The organism is Isoptericola sp. S6320L, assembly GCF_023015685.1.
In the GTDB taxonomy this organism is placed as follows: Bacteria; Actinomycetota; Actinomycetes; order Actinomycetales; family Cellulomonadaceae; genus Isoptericola; species Isoptericola halotolerans_A.
Genome location: NZ_JALKAT010000014.1, coordinates 53,963 through 76,097, shown reverse-complemented (window position 1 = coordinate 76,097; position 22,135 = coordinate 53,963). Strand labels below are relative to the sequence as shown.

Genomic DNA, 22,135 nt, shown 5'->3' with positions numbered 1-22,135 from the left:
GGTGGCCGCCCTGGGCGGCCACGGCCACTCGTGAGCGCAGCGGACGGCCACGTGAACATGCCGTGAAAGGGGCGTTGTCCTGACTCGCCCGGTAGGCCTGGATAAGACCACCGGCTTAGGGTGACGGTGTGGAGAGCACCAATCCCCGGCACGCAGGACCCCATGCCGGGCACAGGGTCCTGCGATGGACGGCCCTCGGGCTGACGGGCGTCTTGGCTCTCGTCGGCTCGGGGGCGGTCGCGGCGTACATCGATCTGCAGAACCAGATCGAGGTGTCCGACGTCGACGCGCTGCTGGGGCGCGACGGCGCTCCGGAGCCGCAGGCGGAGCCCTCCGAGCCCGAGGACCCGACCGACCCGTTCGCCGGGAAGTCCCTCGACATCCTGGTGATGGGCACGGACTTCCGCGACGCGGCGAACGCCGAGCTGGCCGGCTCGGGGGACGAGTTCCACTCCGACACCACTCTCGTGGTGCACATCAGCGGGGACCGGAGCCGGATCGAGACGATCTCGATCCCGCGCGACTCCCTGGTGGACATCCCCGCCTGCCCCCGCCCGGACGGCAGCACGACCTCGCCGCAGTACGGGGCGATGTTCAACTCCGCGTTCGCCATCGGCGGGGGGCCCGAGCACGACATCACGGCCGCGGCCGCCTGCACCATCCTCACCGTGGAGGCCCTGACCGGTCTGACCATCGACGACCACGTGGTGGTCAAGATGAACGGTGTGGTCGACATCGTCGACGCCATCGGCGGCGTCCCGATGTGCCTGCCGGAGCCCGTCGTCGGCGACGAGCGCTACAGCGACCTCGCTCTCGATGCCGGGCGCCAGGTGCTCGACGGCGAGACCGCCATCCAGTTCCTGCGCGTGCGCAAGGGCGAGGGCATGGGCCTCGAGCTCGGCAGCGACCTGCAACGGATCGAGCGGCAGCAGGCGTTCATCGACTCGATGATGCGCGAGGTCCTCGACCAGAACGTCATCACCGACACCCCGGCGCTCTACCGGATGGTCCAGGCCGCGCTGCGGGCCATCTCCACGAGCCCCGAGCTGGCGAGCCCGCGGGCGCTCGCGGGCCTCGCCTGGAGCGTGCGGAACGTGGACCCGTCGGACATCGTCTTCGAGTCGGTCCCGGTCGTCGACGCCCCCTCGGACCCGAACCGCGTGGTGTGGACGTCGGAGGCCGCGGGGATGTGGGAGAAGTTCGCCGCGGACGAGTCGCTGGTCCCCGAGCCGGAGCCGAGCACCTCGCCGTCGGACGACGACGGCAAGGGGAGCGACGAGGGAAGCGAGGACGCCGAGGAGGTCAGCGAGGAGAAGCCCTCGCCGTCACCCAGCCCCTCGCTGCGCGCCGGGGTGTGCGCCTGAGCCTCGCCGCTCAGCGCGCGGCACCTGCCGGCGGCAAGACCCGGCGGGCCTGCTCGCGCAACGCGTCGGTGACGCGGTCCAGCACGGTCGACCGCAGGCGCCACTGCTGGAGGTGGAGCGTGACGTCGACGGTCTCGGCGGCGAGCGGGACGACGTCGTCGTCGGGTGCGAGGACGTCGAAGCGTGCGCCGTCGCGGGGGAGAGGCCCCCACATGCCCCATCCCATGCCCGCGCGCACCGCGGCGAGGAACTCAGCGGTCGAGGGCACGTGGTGGCGCGGCGGGTCGGGCACGTCACCACCCGCCTGCTGCGCGACGGCGCGCAGCCAGCGGTCCTGCAGGTCGTCCGTGCGGGCGAACACGACCATCGGGGCGATGTCGAGCGCTTCCGGCGTCGGGCCGTCGGGGAACCAGCGGGCCACGAAGTCGCGCGTCGCTGCCGGCCGGTAGCGGGTCACCCCGAGCGGTACCGAGGTGCAGCCCTGGACCGGTTCGCGCTGCGAGGTCACCGCCGCCATGACGACGCCGGCCGGCAGCAGCTCGGCGGTGCGGTCCTGGTCGGCGACGTGCACGTCGAAGCAGACGCCGTCGACGGCGGAGAGCGCGGGCATGATCCACGTCGCGAGGGAGTCGGCGTTGACCGCGATCGGCACGGTGACGGGCCGGCCGGTGCTCTCGTCGTCGGTGGGGCCGAGCTCGGCCGCGGCCTCCGCGCCGAGCAGCTCCACCTGCCGTGCCAGACGCAGCAGCGTGCGGCCGGGCTCCGTGGGGGTGGCGGGCCGGGTGCGCCGGACCAGCACCGTGCCCGCGGCGTTCTCCAGGGCCCGGACGCGCTGGCTCACGGCCGAAGGCGTCACGTGCAGCGCCCGGGCCGCCGCCTCGAACGAGCCCTCGGTGATGACGGCGGCGAGCGCCGCGAGCTGGCCGGGGTCCCATCGCATACCTGAAGTATCGCTTCATCAGGGTCAGAAAGTTTCGTTGGACTTCATTCGGGGGCGTGCCTAGCGTCGAGGGGTGCTCATCTTTCTCGCCGGGCTCGGCCTCGGTCTCTCGCTCATCGTCGCCATCGGCGCCCAGAACGCCTTCGTGCTGCGCCAGGGCGTGCGACGTGAGCACGTGGGCGTCGTGGTCCTGGTCTGCGCGGCCTCGGACGCGGTCCTGTACGCCGCCGGGGGTGCGGGCCTCGGCGCCCTCGTCGAGCAGCACCCGGGACTGGTCGAGGTGGCCCGCTGGGCGGGCGCCGCCGTCGTCCTCGGGTACGGCGCGCTGGCCGCCCGCCGGGCGTGGCGCGGCGGCGAGGAGCTCGAGGCCGCTCGGGACGTCGCCCGGCCCGACGCCGGACGGCGGCTGCGACCGGTGCTGCTCACCGCGCTCGCCCTCACCTGGCTCAACCCGCACGTCTACCTGGACACCGTGGTGCTGCAGGGCTCGATCGCCGCCGGCTACGGCGACGACCGCTGGCTGTTCACGGCCGGCGCCGTGGTGTCGAGCGTGCTCTGGTTCGTGGGCCTCGGCTACGGGGCGCGGTTCCTCGCGCCGCTGCTGCGCCGGCCAGGCGCGTGGCGGGTGGTCGACGGCGTGATCGCGCTCATCATGCTCGCGGTGGCGGCCTCGCTCCTGCTCGGCTGACCACGCCGAGGTAGAGCGGTTCCCGCCGAGGTAGTGCGGCGCGGCGCGAGGTAGCGCCTACTGTGCCGGGGTAGTGCCGTCGTCGCCGAGGTAGTGCGGCGCGGCGCGAGGTAGCTCGGTGGGGCACGGTCAGGCGCGCTGCCCGCTACCGCCCGAGCGTCGCGAGGCGCCCGACGGCGTCACGCAGCACCTCGGGACGCTTGACGAACGTGAACCGCACCCGCGAGCGCAGCGCTCGTGCCGCCGTCGACCCCTGCCGGCAGAACGCCGAGACCGGGACGCCCACCACACCGGCGAGCTCCGGCAGGCGCAGGCACAGGTCGTGGCCGTCCTCGAGACCGAGTCGTGCGACGTGCGCCGCGCCGTCGGCCACCACGAAGTACGTGCCGCGCGGGACGACGACGTCGAAGCCCGCCGCCTCGAGGCCCTCGCACAGCAGGTCGCGGCGTGCGGCGAGGGACGCGGCGAGGGCGCGCGGGGTCTCGTCGTCGGCGAGCGCCAGCGCGATCGCCGGCTGGAACGCCGAGCCCGAGGTGTACGTCATGAACTGCTTGACCGTGCGCACGGCCGTGACCAGCTCGGCCGGGCCGTGCAGCCACCCGACCTTCCAACCCGTCAGGCTGAACGTCTTGCCCGAGCTCGACACCGTCAGCGTGCGCTCGGCCATGCCGGGCAGCGTGGCCATCGGGACGTGCGTCGCGTCGTCGTAGACGAGGTGCTCGTAGACCTCGTCGGTGAGCACGACGGTGTCGCGCTCGCGGGCGACGGCGGCGACGTCCTCGAGCTCGGCGCGGGTCAGCACGGTGCCGGTGGGGTTGTGCGGCGTGTTCACGAGGATGAGACGCGTGCGGTCCGTGGCGGCGGCGCGCAGGGCCGGCGCGTCGAGGCGCAGGTCGGCGGTCAGGGGGACCGGCACGTGGGTGGCGCCGGCCATGGCGATCGCGGCGGCGTGGGAGTCGTAGAACGGTTCGAGGGTGATGACCTCGTCGCCGGGGCCGGTCAGCGCCAGGATCGCGGCCGTCAGGGCCTCGGTGGCCCCGGTCGCGACCAGGACCTCGGTGTCCGGGTCCACGTCCAGGCCGTAGCGGCGGTGCTGGTGCTCGGCGACGGCGCGGCGCAGCTCGGGGACGCCGTCGCCCGGGGCGTACTGGTTGCGGCCGGCGTCGATGGCGGCCTTCGCGGCCTCCTTGACGTAGTCGGGGCCGTCCACGTCCGGGAAGCCCTGACCCAGGTTGATCGCTCCCGTGCGGTTCGCCAGCACCGTCATCTCGGCGAAGATCGTCTGCCCGACGGCGCCGCCCGGCGCGAGCAGACCGGTCGCTGCGGCGACCTGGCGCCAGCGCGGGGTGGACGTCATGCGCTCGACCCTACCGACCGTGGCCTCCGGCACTTGTCCGGTCGGGGCGCGCCGGGAAGGGTGACGGCATGATGCCGATGCTGTGGGTCGCGGCCGTGTGCTGCTGGTCGTTCGTCGTGGTCTTCCTCGTGGACGGGTGGACGCGGCCTGGGTACGCGTGGGTGCGCCAGCCGGTGAGCGCGCTCGCCTTGGGCCGGCGCGGCTGGGTGCAGACCACCAGCTTCCTCGTGTGCGGCACGGCGGTGGCGGCCGGGGCGCTCGTGGGGCGTGAGGCTCTGGGCAGCGGGCTGCTCGCCGTCGTCGTCGGCGTGTTCGGCCTGGCGCTCGTCGCCTCCGGCGTGTTCCCCATGGATCCCATGCGCGGCTACCCACCCGGCACGCCCGACACCACGCCCGAGGAGACCTCGTGGCGCCACCGGCTCCACGACCACGCCGGTGTCGTCGCGTTCGCCGCCGTGCCGTTGGCTGCCCTCGCCGCGGTGTTCGCCCTGCCGGAGGTCTGGTGGAAGGTCTACTCGGGGACGACGGCGGCGCTCGCGGGCGGTGGGCTCCTCGCCTTCGGCCAGGCGTGGGAGGAGGACTCCCGGCGGGCCGGGCTGCTCCAGAAGGCGACCATCGCCGTCGGGTGGCTGTGGGTGGGTCTTCTGTTCGTGCGGGCGGCGTGACCTGGTGTTTCTGGACGGGCGTCCGGCGCGCCCGGCCCTGCCCTAGGGGAGCGCGGCGGGGAACGCCTTGGGCTGCAGCCACCGGACGAGCTGTTCGCAGGGCGCCTGGAGGTCGCCGAGCTGAAGCGTCTCGGGGCGCCCCGAGCGCAGGACGTGGATCCGCAGTGCGCCACGGTGCGTGGACACACCAGCGAGCTCGTGCCAGGGCACGGGGGCTCTGCGGCCCACCTGGATCCCGAACGCGGTCACCACCAGATCACGCCCGAGGTAGCTGATCTGCATCGCGAGGAAGACCCCGGCCAGCACGGCGATGATGACGAGTGGGCCGGTGGCCACGAGCAGAGCCACGGGCCCGAACGCGATCGGCAGGCCGATGGCGGCACCGAAGCACAGCGCGATCGTGCCGGCCGTCAGGGCGATGGCGACGGTGCGCAAGGTCCTCGGGGCCCGGACGACCACGCGCCCGGAGCGGCGCAGCTCGGCTTCCCACTGCTGCGGGCCCGACGCGCCCGCCTGCGGCGCGAAGCCGTCGGCTGCACCGCGACCGGTCGGGTCAGGTGCGGACGAGTGCGGCAAGGGCTGTGCAGGCTGGTCCGACATCGTTCTCCTCGCAGGCCGCCGTCCCGGTCCGGTCCGGTACCGAGAGCTGGAACGGCCCAGCGTAGCGTCGATCGTTCCTGGGGCGTCGACCGCCGTCGGGGGCGGCGGTCCGGTCCGCGACGTGCGTGCGATCGCCGCGACGTGTCGCAGCAGGTGCTGCCTGGCGTGTCCACGATTCGGACCGCGGTCCGGGGTCGGGGGCACGACGCATAGATGCGACATCTAGCGCGCTGACCAGGGATCTTGTCCTCCCGGGAAGACAGCGGCGACAGGTCGGCGACACCGGGGCGCGGGTCGTCCACAGGGTGGCAGCGGGGCCGTGGCGATGTTCGCTACTCTCGGCGCACCAGGTGGAAGGTCCGGATTGTCCCCGAGGGAGAGGTCTGCCGGTGACCATCGACGTGCCCTTGCGCGACGACGCCACGAGCATCCTGCATCACGAGGTCCGCGAGCTGATCCGTCGTCGTGGCATCGACCCCGTGAGCGACCGTGCCGGTCTCGACCGGCTGGTGGTCGAGGCGGCGGCGGACTACGCCGAGCGCGTGTCGCTCGGCGTCGTGCCGCCGCTGGCCGACACCTCTGCCTCGGTCCGGGCGGTGGCCGACGCGCTCGGCGGGCTCGGCCCGTTGCAGCCGTACCTCGACGATCCCGAGGTCGAGGAGATCTGGATCAACTCACCCGCCCAGGTCTTCGTCGCGCGCCGAGGAGTCAGCGAGCTGACCACCACGCTCCTCACGGCGTCGCAGGTGCGGGACCTCGTCGAGCGCATGCTCACGTCCAGCGGTCGACGGCTCGACCTGAGCAGCCCGTTCGTCGACGCCACGCTGCCCGGCGGGGAACGTCTGCACGTCGTGATCCCGGACGTGACGCGCGAGCACATGGCGGTCAACATCCGCAAGCACGTGGTGCGCGCCCACCACGTGGACCACATGACCCGCTTGGGTGCCCTCACGCCCCACGCCGCAAGGTTCCTCGACGCCGCCGTGCGGGCGGGGCTGAACATCCTGGTCGCCGGCGCCACGCAGGCGGGCAAGACCACGATGCTCAACGCGCTGGCCGGATCCATCCCGGCCGGTCAGCGGGTGGTGTCCTGCGAGGAGGTGTTCGAGCTCCGGCTGCCCGTCCGTGACCACGTCGCGATGCAGTGCCGTCAGCCGAGCCTCGAAGGCACCGGCGAGATCCCGTTGCGGCGACTGGTCAAGGAGTCGCTGCGCATGCGTCCCGACCGCATCATCATCGGCGAGGTGCGGGAGGCAGAGAGCCTCGACCTGCTCGTGGCGCTCAACGTCGGCGTTCCCGGCGCCTGCACCATCCACGCGAACTCCGCCCGCGAGGCGATCACCAAGATGTGCACGCTGCCGCTGCTCGCCGGGGAGAACGTCTCCGAACGGTTCGTCACGCCGACCGTCGCCTCGGCCATCGACCTGGTGGTGCACCTCGGGGTGTCGGCGGACGGCGCCCGCCAGGTCCGCGAGATCGTCGCCGTGACCGGGCGGGTCGAGGAGAGCCGCGTCGAGACGGCGCAGATCTTCCAGCGCCGGCCGGCTGCGCTGGGCGGCGACCTCGTCCGCGGCGACGGCTTCCCGCCCGGGGTCGAGCGCTTCGAGCGAGCCGGGATCGACGTCAACGCCCTGCTGGCCGGTGACCGCTGATGGGCGTGCTGATCGGCCTCGTCGGCGGTGTGGGTCTCGTCCTCGTGTGGCTGTCCTGCTGGGAGCCGACGGGATCCCGGGTGCGTCGAAGCAGGCGCAACCAGGTGTTGCAGGACGTCCTGGTCCAGGCGGGCGTCCCGCACGTCGGGCCGGGCGCGCTCTACGCGTTCAGCGCGGGGGTGGGTCTGACCGTGATGCTGGTGGGCCTCGCCCTGACCCGCTCTCCTGCCATCGCCGGCTGCTTCGCGCTGATGGCCACCGTGGCGCCGGAGGTGCTGCTCCGTGTCCGGGCCCGACGACGGCGCGAGAGCCTGCGGGACGTGTGGCCGGACGCCGTCGACCACCTCGCCTCGGGAGTCCGTGCCGGACTCTCGCTGCCGGAGGCGGTCGCGCAGCTCGGCGAACGCGGCCCCGCAGAGCTGCGCGAGCCGTTCGCCCGCTTCGCCGCCGACTACCGGGCCACCGGACGGTTCGGGGAGTGCTTGGACCTGCTCAAGGCGCGGCTCGCCGACCCGGTGGCGGACCGCATCGTCGAGGCGCTGCGGCTGACCCGCGAGGTCGGTGGCACGGACCTGGGTCGGCTGCTCAAGAGCCTCTCCGAGTTCCTCCGTGAAGACGCGCGCACCCGAGGGGAGCTCGAGGCCCGGCAGTCCTGGACGATCAACGGCGCCCGCCTGGCTGCCGCGGGACCCTGGGTGGTGCTCGCGTTCCTCGCGACCCGCCCGGAGACGGCGCGCGCCTACGACTCCGCCGCCGGCGTGGCCGTCCTCGCGGCCGGCGCCGCCTGCTCGGTGCTGGCCTACCAGGTCATGCGACGGATCGGGCGGCTGCCCGAGGAGAGCCGGGTGCTGCGATGAGCCCCGCCGTCACCGGTGCGCTGCTGGGCCTTCTCGGAGGAATCGGCCTCCTGCTCGTGATCGCCGGCCTGCGTGGCCGCCGCATCTCCCTCGACGAGCGCCTCGCACCTGCCCTGCGCCCTCGGGACGCGTCCTCGGGCCTGCTGCGCGACCACACCGTGCACAGCCCCTTCGGCGTGGTCGAGCGGATCCTGTCCCCGTGGGTGTCCGACGCCGCGCACTGGTTCGAGCGGCTCGGCTCCTCCCGGGCGGATGTCCAGCGCCGGCTCGACCGTGCCGGCCGGGCAGACACCGTGGAGCAGTTCCGTGCCCGCCAGCTCGTGTGGACCGTCCTCGGCCTCGTGGTGGGCCTGGCCGCCGCGGTGCTCCTCGCAGCCACCCGGGGATCGGCAGTGATCCCGCTGGTCGCCCTGGTACTCCTGGCGGGGACCGTCGGTTTCGTCGCGTGCGACCGCCGGCTCAGCACCCTGGCACAACAGCGCGAGGAACGGATGCTCGCCGAGTTCCCGACCGTGGCCGAGCTGCTGGCGCTCGCGGTCACCGCGGGGGAGGGGCCCATGCCTGCCCTCGAACGAGTCGCCTCGACCGCCCGCGGCGAGCTCTCCGGTGAGATCTCCACGATGCTCGCCGACGTTCGTGCGGGCGCTCCGATCGCCGCCGCTCTGACGGCGATGGCCGATCGCACCAACCTGCCGTCCCTCACCCGGTTCGCCGAGGGGGTGGCGGTCGCGCTGGAGCGCGGCACCCCGCTGGCCGACGTCCTGCGCGCACAGGCGCAGGACGTCCGGGAGTCGGGGCGTCGCGCCCTGATGGAGGCCGGCGGAAAGAAGGAGGTCGTCATGCTCGTGCCGGTCGTCTTCCTGATCCTGCCCATCACCGTCGTCTTCGCCGTCTTCCCGTCCCTGGCCACCCTGCAGATAGGCCTCTGACCCACCGAAAGGTTGACCATGTCCCACGACCACCTCGCTCACCGACCGCAGGACGAAGCGCCGCTCCCGGACCGGCGTCCGGCAGCCGACGATCCCGAGCGGGGCGACGTGCCCGGCTGGGTGCTCGTGACGCTGATGACCGCCGGCCTCGTCGTCGCGCTGTGGGCACTGGCCGGGCCGCTCCTCGAGGGCGCGTTCACCGATGCGATCCAGAGTGTCACCGGTCGCTGAGGGCGTTCCTCCTGGTTCACCGGTCGAGCCGTCCGCCGCGCGGCACGGCGAGCAGGGGTCGGCGGTCGCCGAGTTCGCGATGATCTCCGCCCTGCTGCTCGCCCTGTTCCTCGGCGTGGTCCAGGTGACCCTCGCGCTGCACGTCCGCGCGTTGACGATCGACGCCGCAGCCGAGGGTGCGCGGGTCGCGGCTCGCGCTGACCGCGACCTCGCGTCGGGCGCTCAGCGCACCCGGGACCTGCTCACGGCGTCTCTCGGGGACCGGTATGCGGACGAGGTGGCGGCGCGGGACACCGTGCAGGACGGCCTCGCCGTCGTCGAGGTGACGGTGCGCGCACCGCTGCCCGTGGTCGGCGTGCTGGGGCCGTCCGGAGTGATGACGGTGTCCGGGCACGCGCTGGAGGAGTCGACATGAGCGAGCGACGCGATCCCGAGTCCGGCGCGGCCGTCGTGGAGTTCCTGGGCGTGAGCGTCCTTCTTCTGGTGCCGCTCGTCTACCTCGTCATGGCGCTGTCGCAGGTGCACGCCGCGGCGTTCGCCGTCGAAGGGGCGGCGCGCGAGGCCTCGAGAGCAGTGGTCACCGCCGAGTCGTCGTCCCAGGGCGTGGCGCGGGCAGCAGCGGCGACCCGCATCGCACTTGGCGACCAAGGGTTCGACGTCGAAGGGGGTGACCTGTTGACGGTCGAGTGCTCCGACGACCCCTGCCTGACGCCGGGCGCGACGATCGGCGTGTCGGTGCGCTACGAGGTGCCCTTGCCGCTCGTGCCTGCCGGCCTGAGAGGGTGGGTACCGCTCGCGGTGCCGGTCGAGGCGGCCCATGTGACCACCGTCGAGGAGCACGTGGCGGTGCGCCCGTGACCGAGGGCAGGGAAGAACACGGACGGATCATGCTGCTCACGGCCGGCTTCGTGGCCGTCGGGCTGATGCTGGTCGGCATGGTGGCCTCCGCGGCGTCGGTGCACCTGGACCGCAAGCACCTGTTCGACCTCGCTGACTCGCTCGCCGTCGCCGGCGCCGACTCGATGCTCGAAGCCACGTACTACGACCTCGAGAGCGTGGCCGAGCCAGGATCCGCCGGTGTGCTGACCCTGAGCGACGGCGACGTCCGGCGTGCGGTGTCCGAGCATCTCGCTCTCCAGCCGGCGTCGACGGCGGCCGGTCTGCGAGACATCCGGGTGGTCGAGGCGGTCAGCCCGGACGGTCGGGGTGCGCGCGTTCGCCTCGTGGCGACGTCGCACCCGCCGTTGATCCGCTGGTTCACCGACTCGTTCGGTGGTGGCATCACCGTCACCGCGACGGCGGCCGCTCGGGCCGGCTAGCTGCCGGCACCCGCCGGTCAGCGCGGTGTGCGCGCGAAGAGCCCGGGGTAGTCGACGACGAGCCCGTCCTCGTCCACCGTGATCTCGCGCCGGAAGTCGCTGTCGCGTGACTCGTAGAGGTACTGCTCAGAGCCGAGCCTGGTGTAGCGCTGCGGGTCCGCCGTGACCGTGAAGGACTCGTGGTCCACGTACGCCGTCACGATGTCGGCCGCATCGCCGACCGCCAGCCCCAGCCGCCGGATCGGCAGCGTGTTGGTGAACGGGCTGAACGCCAGGTCGAGGTCCACCGCCTCGACCAGGTCCGGGCGCGGCGACCCGTCCGCGTGCCACTCACCGTCGTCGTGCGCCAGCTCCAGGGTGCGTCCGTCCGACGAGCGCAGGCTGAGGGCGACGAAGGTCCAGTCGGGGTCGAGCTCGACGGCGTACTCGAGCCGCTCCGGACCGAGGTCCACGATCGACCGCGCCCGCAGCCTGCCGTCTCGCAGAGTGAGGTCCAGGTGCTCCACGCTGTCGGAGGCGACGCCGTGCCACACGACCATCACCATGAGCCGCCCTCCTTTCGCCGTCCCGTCCAGGATCGCGGGCAGCGGGTCTGCCTGCACGCCCCAGGTGCCGGTCGGCACCAGACCGCCGGGGCCGCCGTCGGATCGCAACCGCGCGATACTGGCACCCATGAACGACAAGCTCCCCGTCGACCTGAACCAGATGTTCGACCTCGCTCGTGCCGGCGAGGACCTCCTGCTCGAGTTCGTCGACGCCGGGGTCCCGTCCGATCACGCCGACGCGCAGGGCAACACGCTGCTCATGCTCGCCGCGTACCACGGGCACGCAGGCCTCGTCCGGGGCCTGGCGGAGCGCGGTGCCGACGTGAACCGCCTCAACACCCGCGGCCAGTCGCCCCTGGCGGGCGCGGTGTTCAAGGGCGAGCCCGGTGTCATCGAGGTACTGGTGGACGCTGGTGCCGACGTCGACGCGGGCGAGCCGAGCGCCCGCGCGACGGCGGCCATGTTCGGGAGGACCCTGCCGGGCGCCTCCTGAGCGGCAGGTAGGCTTGAACATCGTGGCCACCATCGACTTTCCCGCCGAGATCAAGGCGCTCCGCTCCACCCTCACGTCCATCGAGTCGGTGAGCGACCCTGCTGTCCTGCAGGAGCGGATCGAGATGCTGTCCGACCAGGCGGCCTCTCCGGACCTGTGGGACGACCAGGACAACGCGCAGAAGGTCACGTCGGCGCTGTCGCACGCGCAGAGCGAGCTGGAGCGCGTGAAGCGACTCGGCAGCCGGATCGACGACGTCGAGACCCTCGTCGAGCTGGGCAACGAGATGGAGGACGCCGACTCCCTGGACGAGGCTCAGGCCGAGGTCGAGGCGATCCGCAAGGACCTGCAGTCGCTGGAGGTCCGCACCCTGCTCAACGGTGAGTACGACGCCCGCGCCGCGGTCGTCACGATCCGCGCGGGAGCCGGTGGCGTCGACGCCGCGGACTTCGCCGAGATGCTCATGCGCATGTACCTGCGCTGGGCCGAGCGCCACGGCTATCCCACGAAGGTCATGGACACGTCCTACGCCGAGGAGGCGGGGCTCAAGTCCGCAACGTTCGAGGTCGACGCGCCGTACGCGTTCGGGCACCTGTCGGTCGAGGCCGGCACGCACCGCCTCGTACGCATCTCGCCGTTCGACAACCAGGGCCGTCGGCAGACCTCCTTCGCCGCCGTCGAGGTGATCCCGCTCATCGAGCAGACGGACTCGATCGAGATCCCGGAGAACGAGCTCAAGATCGACGTCTTCCGCTCCTCGGGCCCGGGTGGCCAGTCCGTGAACACCACGGACTCCGCCGTGCGCATGACCCACATCCCCACGGGCACCGTGGTGTCGATGCAGAACGAGAAGTCCCAGATCCAGAACCGCGCCGCCGCGCTGCGCGTCATGCAGTCGCGCCTGCTGCTGATCCGCCAGGCGGAGGAGGCGGCGAAGAAGAAGGAGATGGCCGGGGACATCAAGGCGTCCTGGGGCGACCAGATGCGCTCCTACGTGTTGCACCCGTACCAGATGGTCAAGGACCTGCGCACCGAGCACGAGTCCGGCAGCACGCAGAACGTGTTCGACGGCGCGATCGACGAGTTCATCGAGGCCGGCATCCGCTGGCGTCGTTCGGGCGGCGAGAGCTGACCTGAGCCCGACGGCGCCGCACTACCTCGCGGAGCTGGGCACTACTTCGCGGAGTCGGGCACTACTTCGCGGAGTCGGGCACTACTTCGCGGAGTCGGGCACTACCTCGGCGCCGGGCCCACTACCTCGGCGAGCCGCCTACTACCTCGGCGCGAGCGGTACTACGTCGGCGGAATGGGTACTACCTCGGGGTTTGGCGGAATTTCGCTGTTTGTCCGGTGTTGCGTCGAGCAACTGATTGACCCGCGACACACCGGCGTGTCCTCCGGCGGGCGGGGACCGCCGTCGTGCGACTCTCGATCAGGCGAGCACCGTGGTCCCGTGGTGCCCGCCGGGGGGAGGGCACGCAGTGATCAGGTTCGAGAACGTCTCGAAGGTCTACGCCAGGGGGGCGAGGCCGGCGCTCGACGAGGTCTCCGTCGACATCGAGCGCGGCGAGTTCGTCTTCCTCGTCGGCGCGTCCGGCTCCGGCAAGTCGACCTTCCTGCGGCTGGTGCTCCGCGAGGAGCGGCCCACCGGCGGGCGCGTCTACGTCGCCGGCCGCGACCTGACCCGGCTGTCCGGGTGGAAGGTGCCCTCGCTGCGGCGCGGCATCGGCATGGTCTTCCAGGACTTCCGTCTGCTGCCCAACAAGAACGTCTACGAGAACGTGGCCTTCGCGCTCCAAGTGATCGGCCGCCCGCGCCACACCATCCGGACCACCGTGCCCGAGGTCCTCGAGTGGGTGGGGCTGGACGGCAAGGAGAAGCGCCGCCCCCACGAGCTCTCCGGCGGCGAGCAGCAGCGCGTCGCCATCGCCCGGGCGTTCGTCAACCGCCCGCAGATCCTGCTCGCCGACGAGCCGACCGGAAACCTCGACCCGACGACGTCGCTCGGCATCATGCGGCTCCTGGACCGGATCAACAGCACCGGGACCACCGTGGTCATGGCGACGCACGACGACGAGATCGTCAACGAGATGCGCCGTCGCGTCGTGGAGCTCTCCACGGGGCACGTGGTCCGCGACGAGGCGGACGCCGAGTACGGCCGCCGCGAGGACATCCTGCCGCTGGTCGGTCCGGCCCCGGTGCTCGACGCCCCGGGACGCGGGGTGCCGCGGCGCGGTGCACCGACGCCGCGGATCGTGGTCCAGCCCGAGCCGGGCGACCTCGCCGCCGAGCAGGCTGCGGAGGCCGCCGTCGAGCAGGGCGCGTTCGAGCACGACGCCCCGGAGCTGGCGCCGCTCGCCGAGGACCCCGTGGACTCCCACACCGCCGAGCCCCCGTCGCGGCGGGCCCGCCGCGCCATGTCCGGGGCCGGTACCGGCCACGAGGAGGCCTGAGCGGTGCGGCTGCAGTTCATCCTCGTCGAGGTCCTCCAGGGTCTGCGACGCAACGCCACCATGGTGATCTCCGTCATCCTCGTCACCTTCGTCTCCCTCACCTTCGTGGGATCGGCCGCGCTGCTGCAGGCTCAGGTCACCAAGCTCAAGGGGGACTGGTACGACCTCGTCGAGGTGTCCGTCTTCCTGTGCCCCGACGGGTCCACCGTGCCCACCTGCGCGGAGGGCGAGGCCACCGAGGACCAGATCGCCACGATCGAGCAGGCGATCGAGACCGAGCTGGACGAGGTGGTCGCCACCACCTACTTCGAGTCCAAGGCCGAGGCCTTCGAGGCGTTCGAGGCCCGCTACCCCGACGGCTACCAGGGCACCCAGCTGACCGAGGACGACATGCAGGCGTCCTACCGGCTCCAGCTCGCCGACCCCGAGCAGTACCAGGTGGTCGACGACGTCCTCAGCGGCCGCGACGGCGTCGAGGTGGTCGAGGACCAGCGCGCCGCGTTCGAACCGCTCTTCCTCGCACTGAACCGCGCCTCCCTCGTCGCCGTCGGCCTCGCCGCCGTCATGCTGCTGGCCGCCGCGCTGCTGATCACGACGACGATCCGGCTCTCCGCCGTGTCGAGACGGCGAGAAACAGGCATCATGCGACTCGTGGGTGCATCGAACCTGTTCGTCCAGCTCCCCTTCATGCTGGAGGGCGCCATCGCCGCGCTGGTCGGGGCCGTGCTCGCCGTGGGCGGGCTCTGGCTCGCCGTGCAGTACCTCGTGGTCGACTGGCTCGCCCAGTCCGTCGACTGGGTCGACTACGTCTCCACCGCCGACGTGCTCGCCATCGCTCCCTTGCTGCTGGGCGTCGCCGTCGCGCTCGCCCTGGTGTCCTCCGTCGTCACCCTGCACCGATACACGAGAGTGTGATCCCGTGACCCACCGTCCCGCCTCCCGCCTGCGCCGGATCGTCGGTGCCGCTGTCGTCGGCCTGCTCGTGCTCGGGCCGTCCGCGCCGGCGCTCGCCGACGAGATCGACGACCAGCGAGCAGCCGCCGAGCGGGAGAAGGCGGAGAAGGACGCCGAGCGCAAGGAGCTCGAGGTCGCCCTCGAGGACACGAACGCCGAGTTCGCCCAGGCGGTGCTCGACCTCAACGCCGTCGAGGCGCGCCTGCCCGTGGCGCAGGCCGAGCTGGCCGAGGCGCAGGCCGCACTCGCCGAGGCCCGCCGCAAGGCGGAGGTGCTCGCGCAGCGCCTCGCCGACGCCGAGGACGAGGAGACCCGGATCTCCGAGGAGATCGCCGCCGGCGAGGGCAAGGCCGAGGAGGCCCGCACCGAGGTCGCGGCCATGGCGCGGGAGGCGTACCGCCGCGGGGACGACGTCAGCACGCTCGGGCTCGTCACGGGCGCGCAGTCCACGCAGGAGTTCCTCGAGGACGTCGCCGTGAACTCCTCGGCCGCGCGCAGCCAGTCACGCGCCGTCGCGGAGCTGCAGGAGGCGGAGACCGTCGCACGGAACCAGGAGGCCCGCCTCGCCGCGATCCGCGAGACCATCGCCGACCTCAAGGCGGAGGCGGACGCGAACGTCGTCGTGGCCGAGCAGGCGGAGCAGGATGCGGCCGAGCGCAAGGCCGAGGTCGAACAGCTCATCGAGGAGCAGAAGCAGCTCAAGGCCACCATCGAGGACCGGCGTGAGGAGACCGTCGCCGAGCTCGAGGAGAACGAGGCGCAGCGCGCGACGCTCGAGGACGAGATCCAGCAGATCATCGTCAAGCAGGAGGAACGCGACCGCCGGCTCGAGGAGGAGCGCAAGCGGCGCGAGGCCGAGGAACGCCGGCAGCGCGAGGCCGAGGAGCGCCGGCAGCGGGAGGCCGAGCGCCAGGCCGCCGAGAACAACAACAGTGGCGGTGGCGGTGGTGGATCCAGCTCCGGCGGCGGTTCCGGCGGCGGTGGTGGCGGTTCCGGCTCCGGTGGCGGTGGCGGGGGCGGAGGATCGAGCTCCGGCGGGGGCGGCGGATCCTCGTCGGGCCCGTTCCTGGGCTGGCCGACGAACTACCACGTGGTGACGAGCTCGTACGGGCAACGGTTCCACCCGCTGTACAACGCGTGGCGGCTGCACGCCGGCACGGACATCCGCACCTACTGCGGCACCCCGATCTACTCCGCCCAGAGCGGGTACGTCGAGCAGGCGTACTACGGCAGCGGACCGGGCAACAACGTGCTCATCAACCACGGCCGCCACAAGGGCGACAGCGTGATGAGCCGTTACCTGCACCTGTCCCGCGACGTCGTCCGGGTGGGGGAGAAGGTCGACAAGGGCGAGATCATCGGCTACTCCGGGACCACCGGCAGCTCGACGGCGTGCCACCTGCACTTCGAGGTCTACGTCAACGGCAGCACGGTGGACCCGATGGGCGGCTGGCTGAACTGACGGGCCACTCCGGGCATCACCCCGCTGATCGCTGAGCGAGGAAATAGCCTGGACCGCCGTCGTCGGCCGCGTATCCTGGGACGCTGCGGTCCGCGACCAGGGGAGGAGGCAGCCGTGTCCAGCAAGGCCAAGGGCGCCAAGAAGAAGAAGTCCGACGACCCCCGCCAGGTCGTGGCGAACAACAAGAAGGCGCGCCACGACTACGTGATCGAGGACGTCTTCGAGGCGGGCATCGTCCTGTCGGGGACCGAGGTCAAGGCGCTGCGGATGGGGCGCGCGTCGCTCCTGGACGGCTACGTCGCGATCGACCACGACGAGGCGTGGCTGGAGAACGTCCACATCCCGGAGTACTTCCAGGGGACGTGGAACAACCACACGCCGCGCCGCAAGCGCAAGCTGCTGCTGCACCGCGAGGAGATCGACCGCCTGGGCGTGAAGTCGCGGGAGAAGGGGCACACGATCGTGCCGCTCCGGCTGTACTTCCTGGACGGCCGGGCCAAGGTGGAGATCGCCCTGGCCCGCGGCAAGAAGGAGTACGACAAGCGCCAGACGCTGCGCGAGAAGCAGGATATGCGCGAGGCGCAGCGGGCGATCCGCCAGAAGGAGCTCCTCAGCTGACGGCTGCCCGCGCCACGTCGGCCGGGCCGGAAATAAACCTCCGACCCGCCGGGTTGATGATCTAGACTGGTCGCACCCGGCCCACCACGCCCCGGCAGCATCGGGGCAGGTGAGGGTGCGGGCCTTGACAACACCACAGGGGCTGATCGGTTTCGACGGTGGTCGTGATTCCAGGAGAAGCGGGCCGAGGAGGCAGGCTCATCTCGTGAACGATGCCTGCAAACCTATAGGTGCCGATAACAAGCGCACCGACTTCGCCCTCGCCGCCTGAGCGAGTCTCGAAGTCCGTGAGCCCGGGATTGCTCTCGACCCGGTAGCTCACGTCATCTAGAGAGCCACTGCTCGCAGCCTTCGTCGTCGGGGCTGCGGGGACTTCTAGACGACTGAGCCCGTCCACACCTTGTCTGCGTGAGTGTGGGGGCTGAGAAAAGCACAGCAGACTGCGCCCGGAGAAGTCCTGGAACAGCGTCACCGGACCCGGGTTCGATTCCCGGCAGCTCCACACCTCGCACGAGGCCCGAACCCTTGCCAGCAGCATCGCCGGCACAGGTTCGGGCCTCGTCGGCGTTCCGGGCCGGGCACGGCACACTGGAGCGCATGTCCCACGCCGCGCTCGTCGATCTCCTCGCCGCCCCGCCGGCCCTCCCGGTCGCCGCCGGACTCGACGAGCTCGACGCGGCGGTCCGGACCTCGGGAGCAGCGGTGCTGCAGTCCCCACCGGGCAGTGGGAAGACCACCCTGGTGCCCCCCGCCCTCGCGGTCGCCCTCGGCGGACGCGTCGTCGTCACGCAGCCGCGCCGGATCGCCGCCCGCGCCGCCGCGCGCCGGCTCGCCGGGCTGCTGGGCGAGCCGGTGGGCCGCACGGCGGGCTTCGCGGTGCGCGGCGACCGCCAGACCGGTCCGGAGACCCTGGTGGAGTTCGTCACCGCCGGCACGCTGCTGCGCCGCCTGCAGCACGACCCGGAGCTTCCCGGGGTGAGCGCCGTCGTGCTCGACGAGGTCCACGAGCGCCAGATCGACGGTGACCTCCTGCTCGCCATGCTCGTCGAGGCCCGCGCGGCACTGCGCGAGGACCTCGCCGTCGTAGCCATGTCCGCCACGGTCGAGGCGGACCGGGTCGCCGAGCTGCTCGGGACGAGCGTCCCTGTCGTCACGGTCCCCGGGGCCCTGCACCCCGTCTCGACCGTCTGGTGCCCGGAGCCGCGCACCGCACCGCGGCTGACGCCGACGGGCACGAGCCGCGAGTTCCTCGGTCACGTCACCGACGTCCTGGGACGGGCTCTGCAGGAACAGGCCGGTGACGTCCTCGTGTTCCTCCCCGGTGCGCGGGAGGTCGACGACGTGGTGCGCCGCGCCCGCGCCGCCTGGCCCCGGGTCGACGTGCTGCCGCTGCACGGTCGCCTCCCGGCGGCCGAGCAGGACCGCGCTCTGCAGCCGTCGTCGAGCCGGCGGGTCATCGTCTCCACGGCGGTGGCGGAGTCCTCGCTCACCGTCCCGGGGGTCCGGGTCGTGGTGGATGCCGGCCTCGTGCGCGAGCCGCGCACCGACCACCACCGCGGTCTGGCCGGGCTGGTCACCCGGAGCGTGAGCCGGGCCGGCGCCGAGCAGCGCGCCGGCCGGGCCGGGCGTCAGGGTCCCGGGACGGTGTACCGGTGCTGGTCCGAGGCGGAGCACGCCCGGCTGGCGCGCCACCCCAGTCCCGAGATCCTCACCGCCGACCTGACCGGCCCGATGCTCGAGCTCGCCCTGTGGGGCGCGCCGGGCGGCGCGGGGCTGGCCCTGCTGGACGCGCCCCCGCCCGCCGCCGCGGCGGCCGCGCTCGCCGTCCTCGGGGAGCTCGGCGCCGTGACGTCCGACGGTGCCGTCACCGCGCGGGGCCGGGCGATCGCGGAGATCGGGTCCGACCCGCGGCTGGCGCGGGCCCTGCTGGACGGCGCAACGGCGGTCGGCCCGCGGGTCGCCGCGGAGACGGTCGCGATGCTCGCCGCCGACGGCGGCCCGGACGACGTCGACCTGGCGGCCGCCCTGCGCCGCCGGCGCTCGACCGCGGGTCGGGGCAGCCCGTGGCGGCGAGAGGCGGACCGCTGGGAGCGGATCGTCGCGCGACGGGACCAGAGCCCGCGCGACGAGCAGGCCGCGACGTCGGGCGGGACCCACGGGGTCAGCCTCGACCTCGCCGTGGGGATCGTGACGGCGTTGGCCCATCCCGACCGTATCGCCCGCAAGCGGCCCGGGTCCGACCGGTATCTCATGGCCGGGGGAGCCGGGGCGCGGCTCCCCGGGGGCGCGCTCGCCGGCAGCGAGTGGCTGGCCGTCGCGGAGGCGACCCGGTCGCCCGGGCAGCCCGACGCGCTCGTCCGGTCGGCGGTCCCGATCGACGAGGCCACCGCCCGGGAGGCGGGTGCGAGCCTGCTGGGGACGGCCGACGACGTCGCGTGGCGGGATGGCCGGCTGGTGTCGCGCCGGGTGGTGCGGCTGGGCGCGATCGAGCTGTCGGCGGAGCCGTTGCCGCGCCCGCCGGCCGACCTGGTCGCCGCCGCCGTCCAGGACGGCCTGCGCACCGAAGGGCTCGACCTGGTGCCGTGGCCCCCGGCCGCGATCTCGCTGCGCCGCCGGCTGGCCTTCTTGCACGAGGCCCTCGGCGAGCCGTGGCCGGACGTGTCCGACGCGGCGCTGGAGGCCAGCGTGCCCGCGTGGCTCGGGCCGGACCTCGACGGGGTGCGCACCGGCCGGGACCTGCGCCGCCTGGACACGACGACGGCGCTGCGCAGGCTGCTGCCCTGGCCCGAGGCCGCCCGGCTCGACGTGCTCGCCCCCGAGCGCGTCACCGTTCCCACCGGCTCGGCCGTGCGCGTGAACTATGCCGACCCGGACCGGCCCACGCTGGCCGTGCGTCTCCAGGAGGTCTTCGGCTGGCAGGGGGCGCCCGCCCTGGCCGACGGGCGCGTGCCGCTGGTCCTGGAGCTGCTCTCGCCGGCGCGCCGACCCGCCGCGGTGACCGCGGACCTCGCCGGGTTCTGGCGCACCGGGTACCCGCAGGTGCGGTCCGAGCTGCGCGGACGCTACCCCAAGCACCCGTGGCCCGAGGACCCTGCGGCCGCCGCTGCGACGACCCGGACGAAGAAGGCCTCGCGCGGCTGAGGCCGCCGCAGGCGGTCGACAGGTCGCTCTGCGCCTCGCGACGCGCGGAGCATGGGTGGATGCTGGACTATCGCCACCGACGTCGGCAAGGTGGACGTCACGTCCATCACAGGGGGAGAGGCAGCCATGGCCGAGGGAAAGCTCGACGTCGTCGCGAGGCGGCTGGGGCTACGGACCGACCCGATCATCTTCTTCGTCTCTGCCGCACTGATGGTGCTGTTCCTCGTCGTGCTGATGATCTTCCCTGCGCCGATCGGGTCGGCGTTCGGGAGCGCGCGCGAGTGGATCGTCACCAACCTGGGCTGGTTCTTCATCCTCGGCGTGACCGTGTGGCTGCTGTTCCTGGTCTGGGTGGCGCTGAGCCGCTACGGCCACCTGCGCCTCGGGCCGGACGACGCCCGGCCGGAGTACGGGAACCTGTCGTGGTTCGCGATGCTGTTCGCCGGCGGCATCGGCACGGTGCTGATGTTCTGGGGCGTCGCCGAACCGATCTCCCACTTCGGGACGCCGCCGTTCGCCGGGGTGGAGCCGTACTCGGCGGAAGCGGCCGAGGACGCGATGTCCGTCTCGTTGTACGACCTGGGTCTGCATACCTGGACGATCTTCACGCTGCCCGGTCTGGCGTTCGGCTACTTCGTGTACCGGCACGACCTGCCGCTGCGGGTCAGCTCGGTGTTCTACCCGTTCCTCAAGGAACGAATCTACGGCCCGATCGGCCGGACGATCGACATCTTCGCGGTGCTCGGCACGCTGTTCGGTCTGGCGGTGTCGCTGGGCCTGGGCACCTCGCAGATCGGCGCCGGCATCAACCACCTCCTGCCGAACGTCGAGAACAGCACCCTGCTCCAGGTGGGCATCATCACGGTGCTCACGGCGGTGGCCGTGACCTCGATCGTCGCGGGGCTGGACAAGGGCGTGAAGCGCCTGTCGAACATCAACATCCTCATGGCCGTGGGCCTGATGATCTTCATCCTCATCTCGGGTGACACGGTGTTCCTGCTGCGTCAGATCCCGCAGAGCATCGGGGTCTACCTGCAGGACCTGACCGGCCTGGCGTTCTGGAACGACGCGATGTCCCCCTTCACCAAGGACGGCGGCTGGGGCTGGCAGGGTGACTGGACGGTCTTCTACTGGGCCTGGACGGTGACCTGGGCGCCGTTCATGGGCGTGTTCCTCGCCCGGATCTCCCGGGGGCGGACCATCCGCCAGTTCGTGGCCGGTGTGCTGCTCGCGCCGACGTTGTTCACCGTGGTGTGGTTCGTCGTCTTCGGCTGGTCGGCGATGGAGATCGACGGCATCGGCGGGTCGGGCGGCGTGATCTCCGAGGCGGTCTCGCAGGACGTCGCGCTGGCCATGTTCACCTTCTTCGAACAGTTCCCGGCGGCGACCCTGATCTCGGGCATCGCCGTGGTGGTGGTCGCGCTGTTCTTCGCGACGTCGTCGGACTCGGCGTCCCTGGTGGTCGACATGCTCTGTGCCGGCACCCCGGACGCCGGGCCCACCCGGCAGCGCGTCTTCTGGGGCGTGAGCGAGGGTGCGCTCGCTGCCTCGCTCATCATCCTCGGGGGTGTCACCGATGCCGACGGCCTGGCAGCACTCCAACAGGTCATCACGGTGATCGGTCTGCCCATCTTCGTCCTCGTGTTCCTCATGATGATCAGCATGATCAAGGCGCTGTCGACCGAGAGACGCGCGGCGATCGAGGCTCAGTTCGCGGGCGTGCTGGCCAAGCGGGACCGTGCGGAGCAACGGGGCAGGCCCAAGGTGGCGGGCCGGGGCCGCAACCGCGAGACGGCCGAGGAGCCGCTGGTGCCGGTCGAGGAGGGGGCAGGCGAGGAGACCAACGGCCAGTCCTGATTGTCAGGAG

Annotated in this window: 21 protein-coding genes, 1 other RNA gene and 1 pseudogene; 19 read left to right on the top strand and 4 right to left on the bottom strand. The window is 72.4% G+C overall.

The features are described from left to right. The first annotated feature begins 128 nt into the window (after positions 1–128). Entirely contained in the window at positions 129–1,364 is a 1,236-nt protein-coding gene (locus MWU57_RS10125; RefSeq protein ID WP_246909046.1) for an LCP family protein, read from the top strand. A 10-nt stretch (positions 1,365–1,374) separates the two neighbouring features. On the opposite strand, the gene MWU57_RS10120 is transcribed toward MWU57_RS10125, so the two are convergent. Further along, the gene (locus MWU57_RS10120) at positions 1,375–2,304 is read right to left on the bottom strand and encodes a LysR family transcriptional regulator ArgP (protein WP_246909045.1); all 930 of its coding nucleotides are present in this window, start codon (positions 2,302–2,304) and stop codon (positions 1,375–1,377) included. Between the two features lie 73 nt (positions 2,305–2,377). Here MWU57_RS10120 and MWU57_RS10115 point away from each other — a divergent pair, with 73 nt between their 5' ends. Next, entirely contained in the window at positions 2,378–2,992 is a 615-nt protein-coding gene (locus MWU57_RS10115) for a LysE family transporter (RefSeq protein ID WP_246909044.1), read from the top strand. 145 nt (positions 2,993–3,137) lie between these two features. On the opposite strand, the gene MWU57_RS10110 is transcribed toward MWU57_RS10115, so the two are convergent. Further along, positions 3,138–4,349: an aminotransferase class I/II-fold pyridoxal phosphate-dependent enzyme gene (locus tag MWU57_RS10110; RefSeq protein WP_246909043.1), complete on the bottom strand. Its 1,212-nt coding sequence runs from the start codon at positions 4,347–4,349 to the stop codon at positions 3,138–3,140. Between the two features lie 68 nt (positions 4,350–4,417). Between MWU57_RS10110 and MWU57_RS10105 the strand changes: the two genes are divergently transcribed. After that, on the top strand, positions 4,418–5,014 hold the full coding sequence (locus tag MWU57_RS10105) for a DUF998 domain-containing protein (RefSeq protein WP_246909042.1): 597 nt from the start codon (positions 4,418–4,420) through the stop codon (positions 5,012–5,014). A gap of 42 nt (positions 5,015–5,056) precedes the next feature. Here MWU57_RS10105 and MWU57_RS10100 read toward each other — a convergent pair whose 3' ends face one another. Beyond that, on the bottom strand, positions 5,057–5,614 hold the full coding sequence (locus MWU57_RS10100; protein ID WP_246909041.1) for a hypothetical protein: 558 nt from the start codon (positions 5,612–5,614) through the stop codon (positions 5,057–5,059). Positions 5,615–6,003: 389 nt separating this feature from the next. On the opposite strand from MWU57_RS10100, the gene MWU57_RS10095 reads away from it, so the two are divergent. Genes MWU57_RS10095 through MWU57_RS10065 form a run of 7 tightly spaced genes read left to right on the top strand, consistent with a single transcriptional unit; the run spans position 6,004 to position 10,602 of the window. After that, positions 6,004–7,266 carry a CpaF family protein gene (locus tag MWU57_RS10095; protein WP_246909040.1) on the top strand — a complete coding sequence of 421 codons (1,263 nt, stop codon included), beginning with the start codon at positions 6,004–6,006 and terminating at the stop codon, positions 7,264–7,266. Then, on the top strand, positions 7,266–8,123 hold the full coding sequence (locus MWU57_RS10090; protein WP_246909039.1) for a type II secretion system F family protein: 858 nt from the start codon (positions 7,266–7,268) through the stop codon (positions 8,121–8,123). Before MWU57_RS10095 ends, MWU57_RS10090 begins: the two co-directional genes overlap by 1 nt. Beyond that, positions 8,120–9,052, top strand: coding sequence for a type II secretion system F family protein (locus tag MWU57_RS10085; RefSeq protein WP_106266695.1), 933 nt, complete (start codon positions 8,120–8,122; stop codon positions 9,050–9,052). The genes MWU57_RS10090 and MWU57_RS10085 overlap by 4 nt, the downstream gene beginning before the upstream one ends. Before the next feature lie 18 nt (positions 9,053–9,070). Further along, positions 9,071–9,283, top strand: coding sequence for a hypothetical protein (locus MWU57_RS10080; protein WP_106266693.1), 213 nt, complete (start codon positions 9,071–9,073; stop codon positions 9,281–9,283). After that, positions 9,255–9,698 (top strand): TadE family protein, encoded by a 444-nt coding sequence (locus MWU57_RS10075; protein WP_281495522.1) that lies wholly within the window; start codon positions 9,255–9,257, stop codon positions 9,696–9,698. Before MWU57_RS10080 ends, MWU57_RS10075 begins: the two co-directional genes overlap by 29 nt. Continuing rightward, entirely contained in the window at positions 9,695–10,141 is a 447-nt protein-coding gene (locus MWU57_RS10070; protein WP_106266689.1) for a pilus assembly protein TadE, read from the top strand. Before MWU57_RS10075 ends, MWU57_RS10070 begins: the two co-directional genes overlap by 4 nt. 29 nt (positions 10,142–10,170) lie before the next feature. After that, positions 10,171–10,602 carry a hypothetical protein gene (locus tag MWU57_RS10065; protein ID WP_246909038.1) on the top strand — a complete coding sequence of 144 codons (432 nt, stop codon included), beginning with the start codon at positions 10,171–10,173 and terminating at the stop codon, positions 10,600–10,602. Between the two features lie 17 nt (positions 10,603–10,619). Here the strand turns inward: MWU57_RS10065 and MWU57_RS10060 are convergent, their stop codons facing one another. Further along, the gene (locus MWU57_RS10060) at positions 10,620–11,276 is read right to left on the bottom strand and encodes a putative glycolipid-binding domain-containing protein (RefSeq protein ID WP_246909037.1); all 657 of its coding nucleotides are present in this window, start codon (positions 11,274–11,276) and stop codon (positions 10,620–10,622) included. Between MWU57_RS10060 and MWU57_RS10055 the strand changes: the two genes are divergently transcribed. From MWU57_RS10055 to MWU57_RS10015, 9 genes and pseudogenes are all read left to right on the top strand, one after another. Continuing rightward, positions 11,275–11,640, top strand: coding sequence for an ankyrin repeat domain-containing protein (locus MWU57_RS10055; RefSeq protein ID WP_246909036.1), 366 nt, complete (start codon positions 11,275–11,277; stop codon positions 11,638–11,640). The two genes, MWU57_RS10060 and MWU57_RS10055, sit on opposite strands and share 2 nt — an antisense overlap. 22 nt (positions 11,641–11,662) lie before the next feature. Next, the gene (gene prfB, locus MWU57_RS10050; protein ID WP_106266953.1) at positions 11,663–12,772 is read left to right on the top strand and encodes a peptide chain release factor 2; all 1,110 of its coding nucleotides are present in this window, start codon (positions 11,663–11,665) and stop codon (positions 12,770–12,772) included. A gap of 349 nt (positions 12,773–13,121) precedes the next feature. Continuing rightward, positions 13,122–13,799: pseudogene (gene ftsE, locus MWU57_RS10045) on the top strand (cell division ATP-binding protein FtsE); the annotation flags it as partial. 297 nt (positions 13,800–14,096) lie between these two features. Continuing rightward, positions 14,097–15,008 (top strand): permease-like cell division protein FtsX, encoded by a 912-nt coding sequence (gene ftsX / locus MWU57_RS10040; protein ID WP_106266680.1) that lies wholly within the window; start codon positions 14,097–14,099, stop codon positions 15,006–15,008. A 4-nt stretch (positions 15,009–15,012) separates the two neighbouring features. Next, on the top strand, positions 15,013–16,509 hold the full coding sequence (locus MWU57_RS10035) for a peptidoglycan DD-metalloendopeptidase family protein (protein ID WP_308221167.1): 1,497 nt from the start codon (positions 15,013–15,015) through the stop codon (positions 16,507–16,509). A gap of 114 nt (positions 16,510–16,623) precedes the next feature. After that, positions 16,624–17,127, top strand: a complete 504-nt coding sequence (gene smpB, locus MWU57_RS10030; RefSeq protein WP_246909035.1) for an SsrA-binding protein SmpB — start codon at positions 16,624–16,626, stop codon at positions 17,125–17,127. A 138-nt stretch (positions 17,128–17,265) separates the two neighbouring features. Beyond that, positions 17,266–17,632: a transfer-messenger RNA gene (ssrA, locus tag MWU57_RS10025) on the top strand. Positions 17,633–17,724: 92 nt separating this feature from the next. Then, the gene (gene hrpB, locus MWU57_RS10020) at positions 17,725–20,268 is read left to right on the top strand and encodes an ATP-dependent helicase HrpB (protein WP_246909034.1); all 2,544 of its coding nucleotides are present in this window, start codon (positions 17,725–17,727) and stop codon (positions 20,266–20,268) included. A 126-nt stretch (positions 20,269–20,394) separates the two neighbouring features. Next, entirely contained in the window at positions 20,395–22,125 is a 1,731-nt protein-coding gene (locus MWU57_RS10015) for a BCCT family transporter (protein ID WP_246909033.1), read from the top strand. Positions 22,126–22,135: the final 10 nt, after the last annotated feature.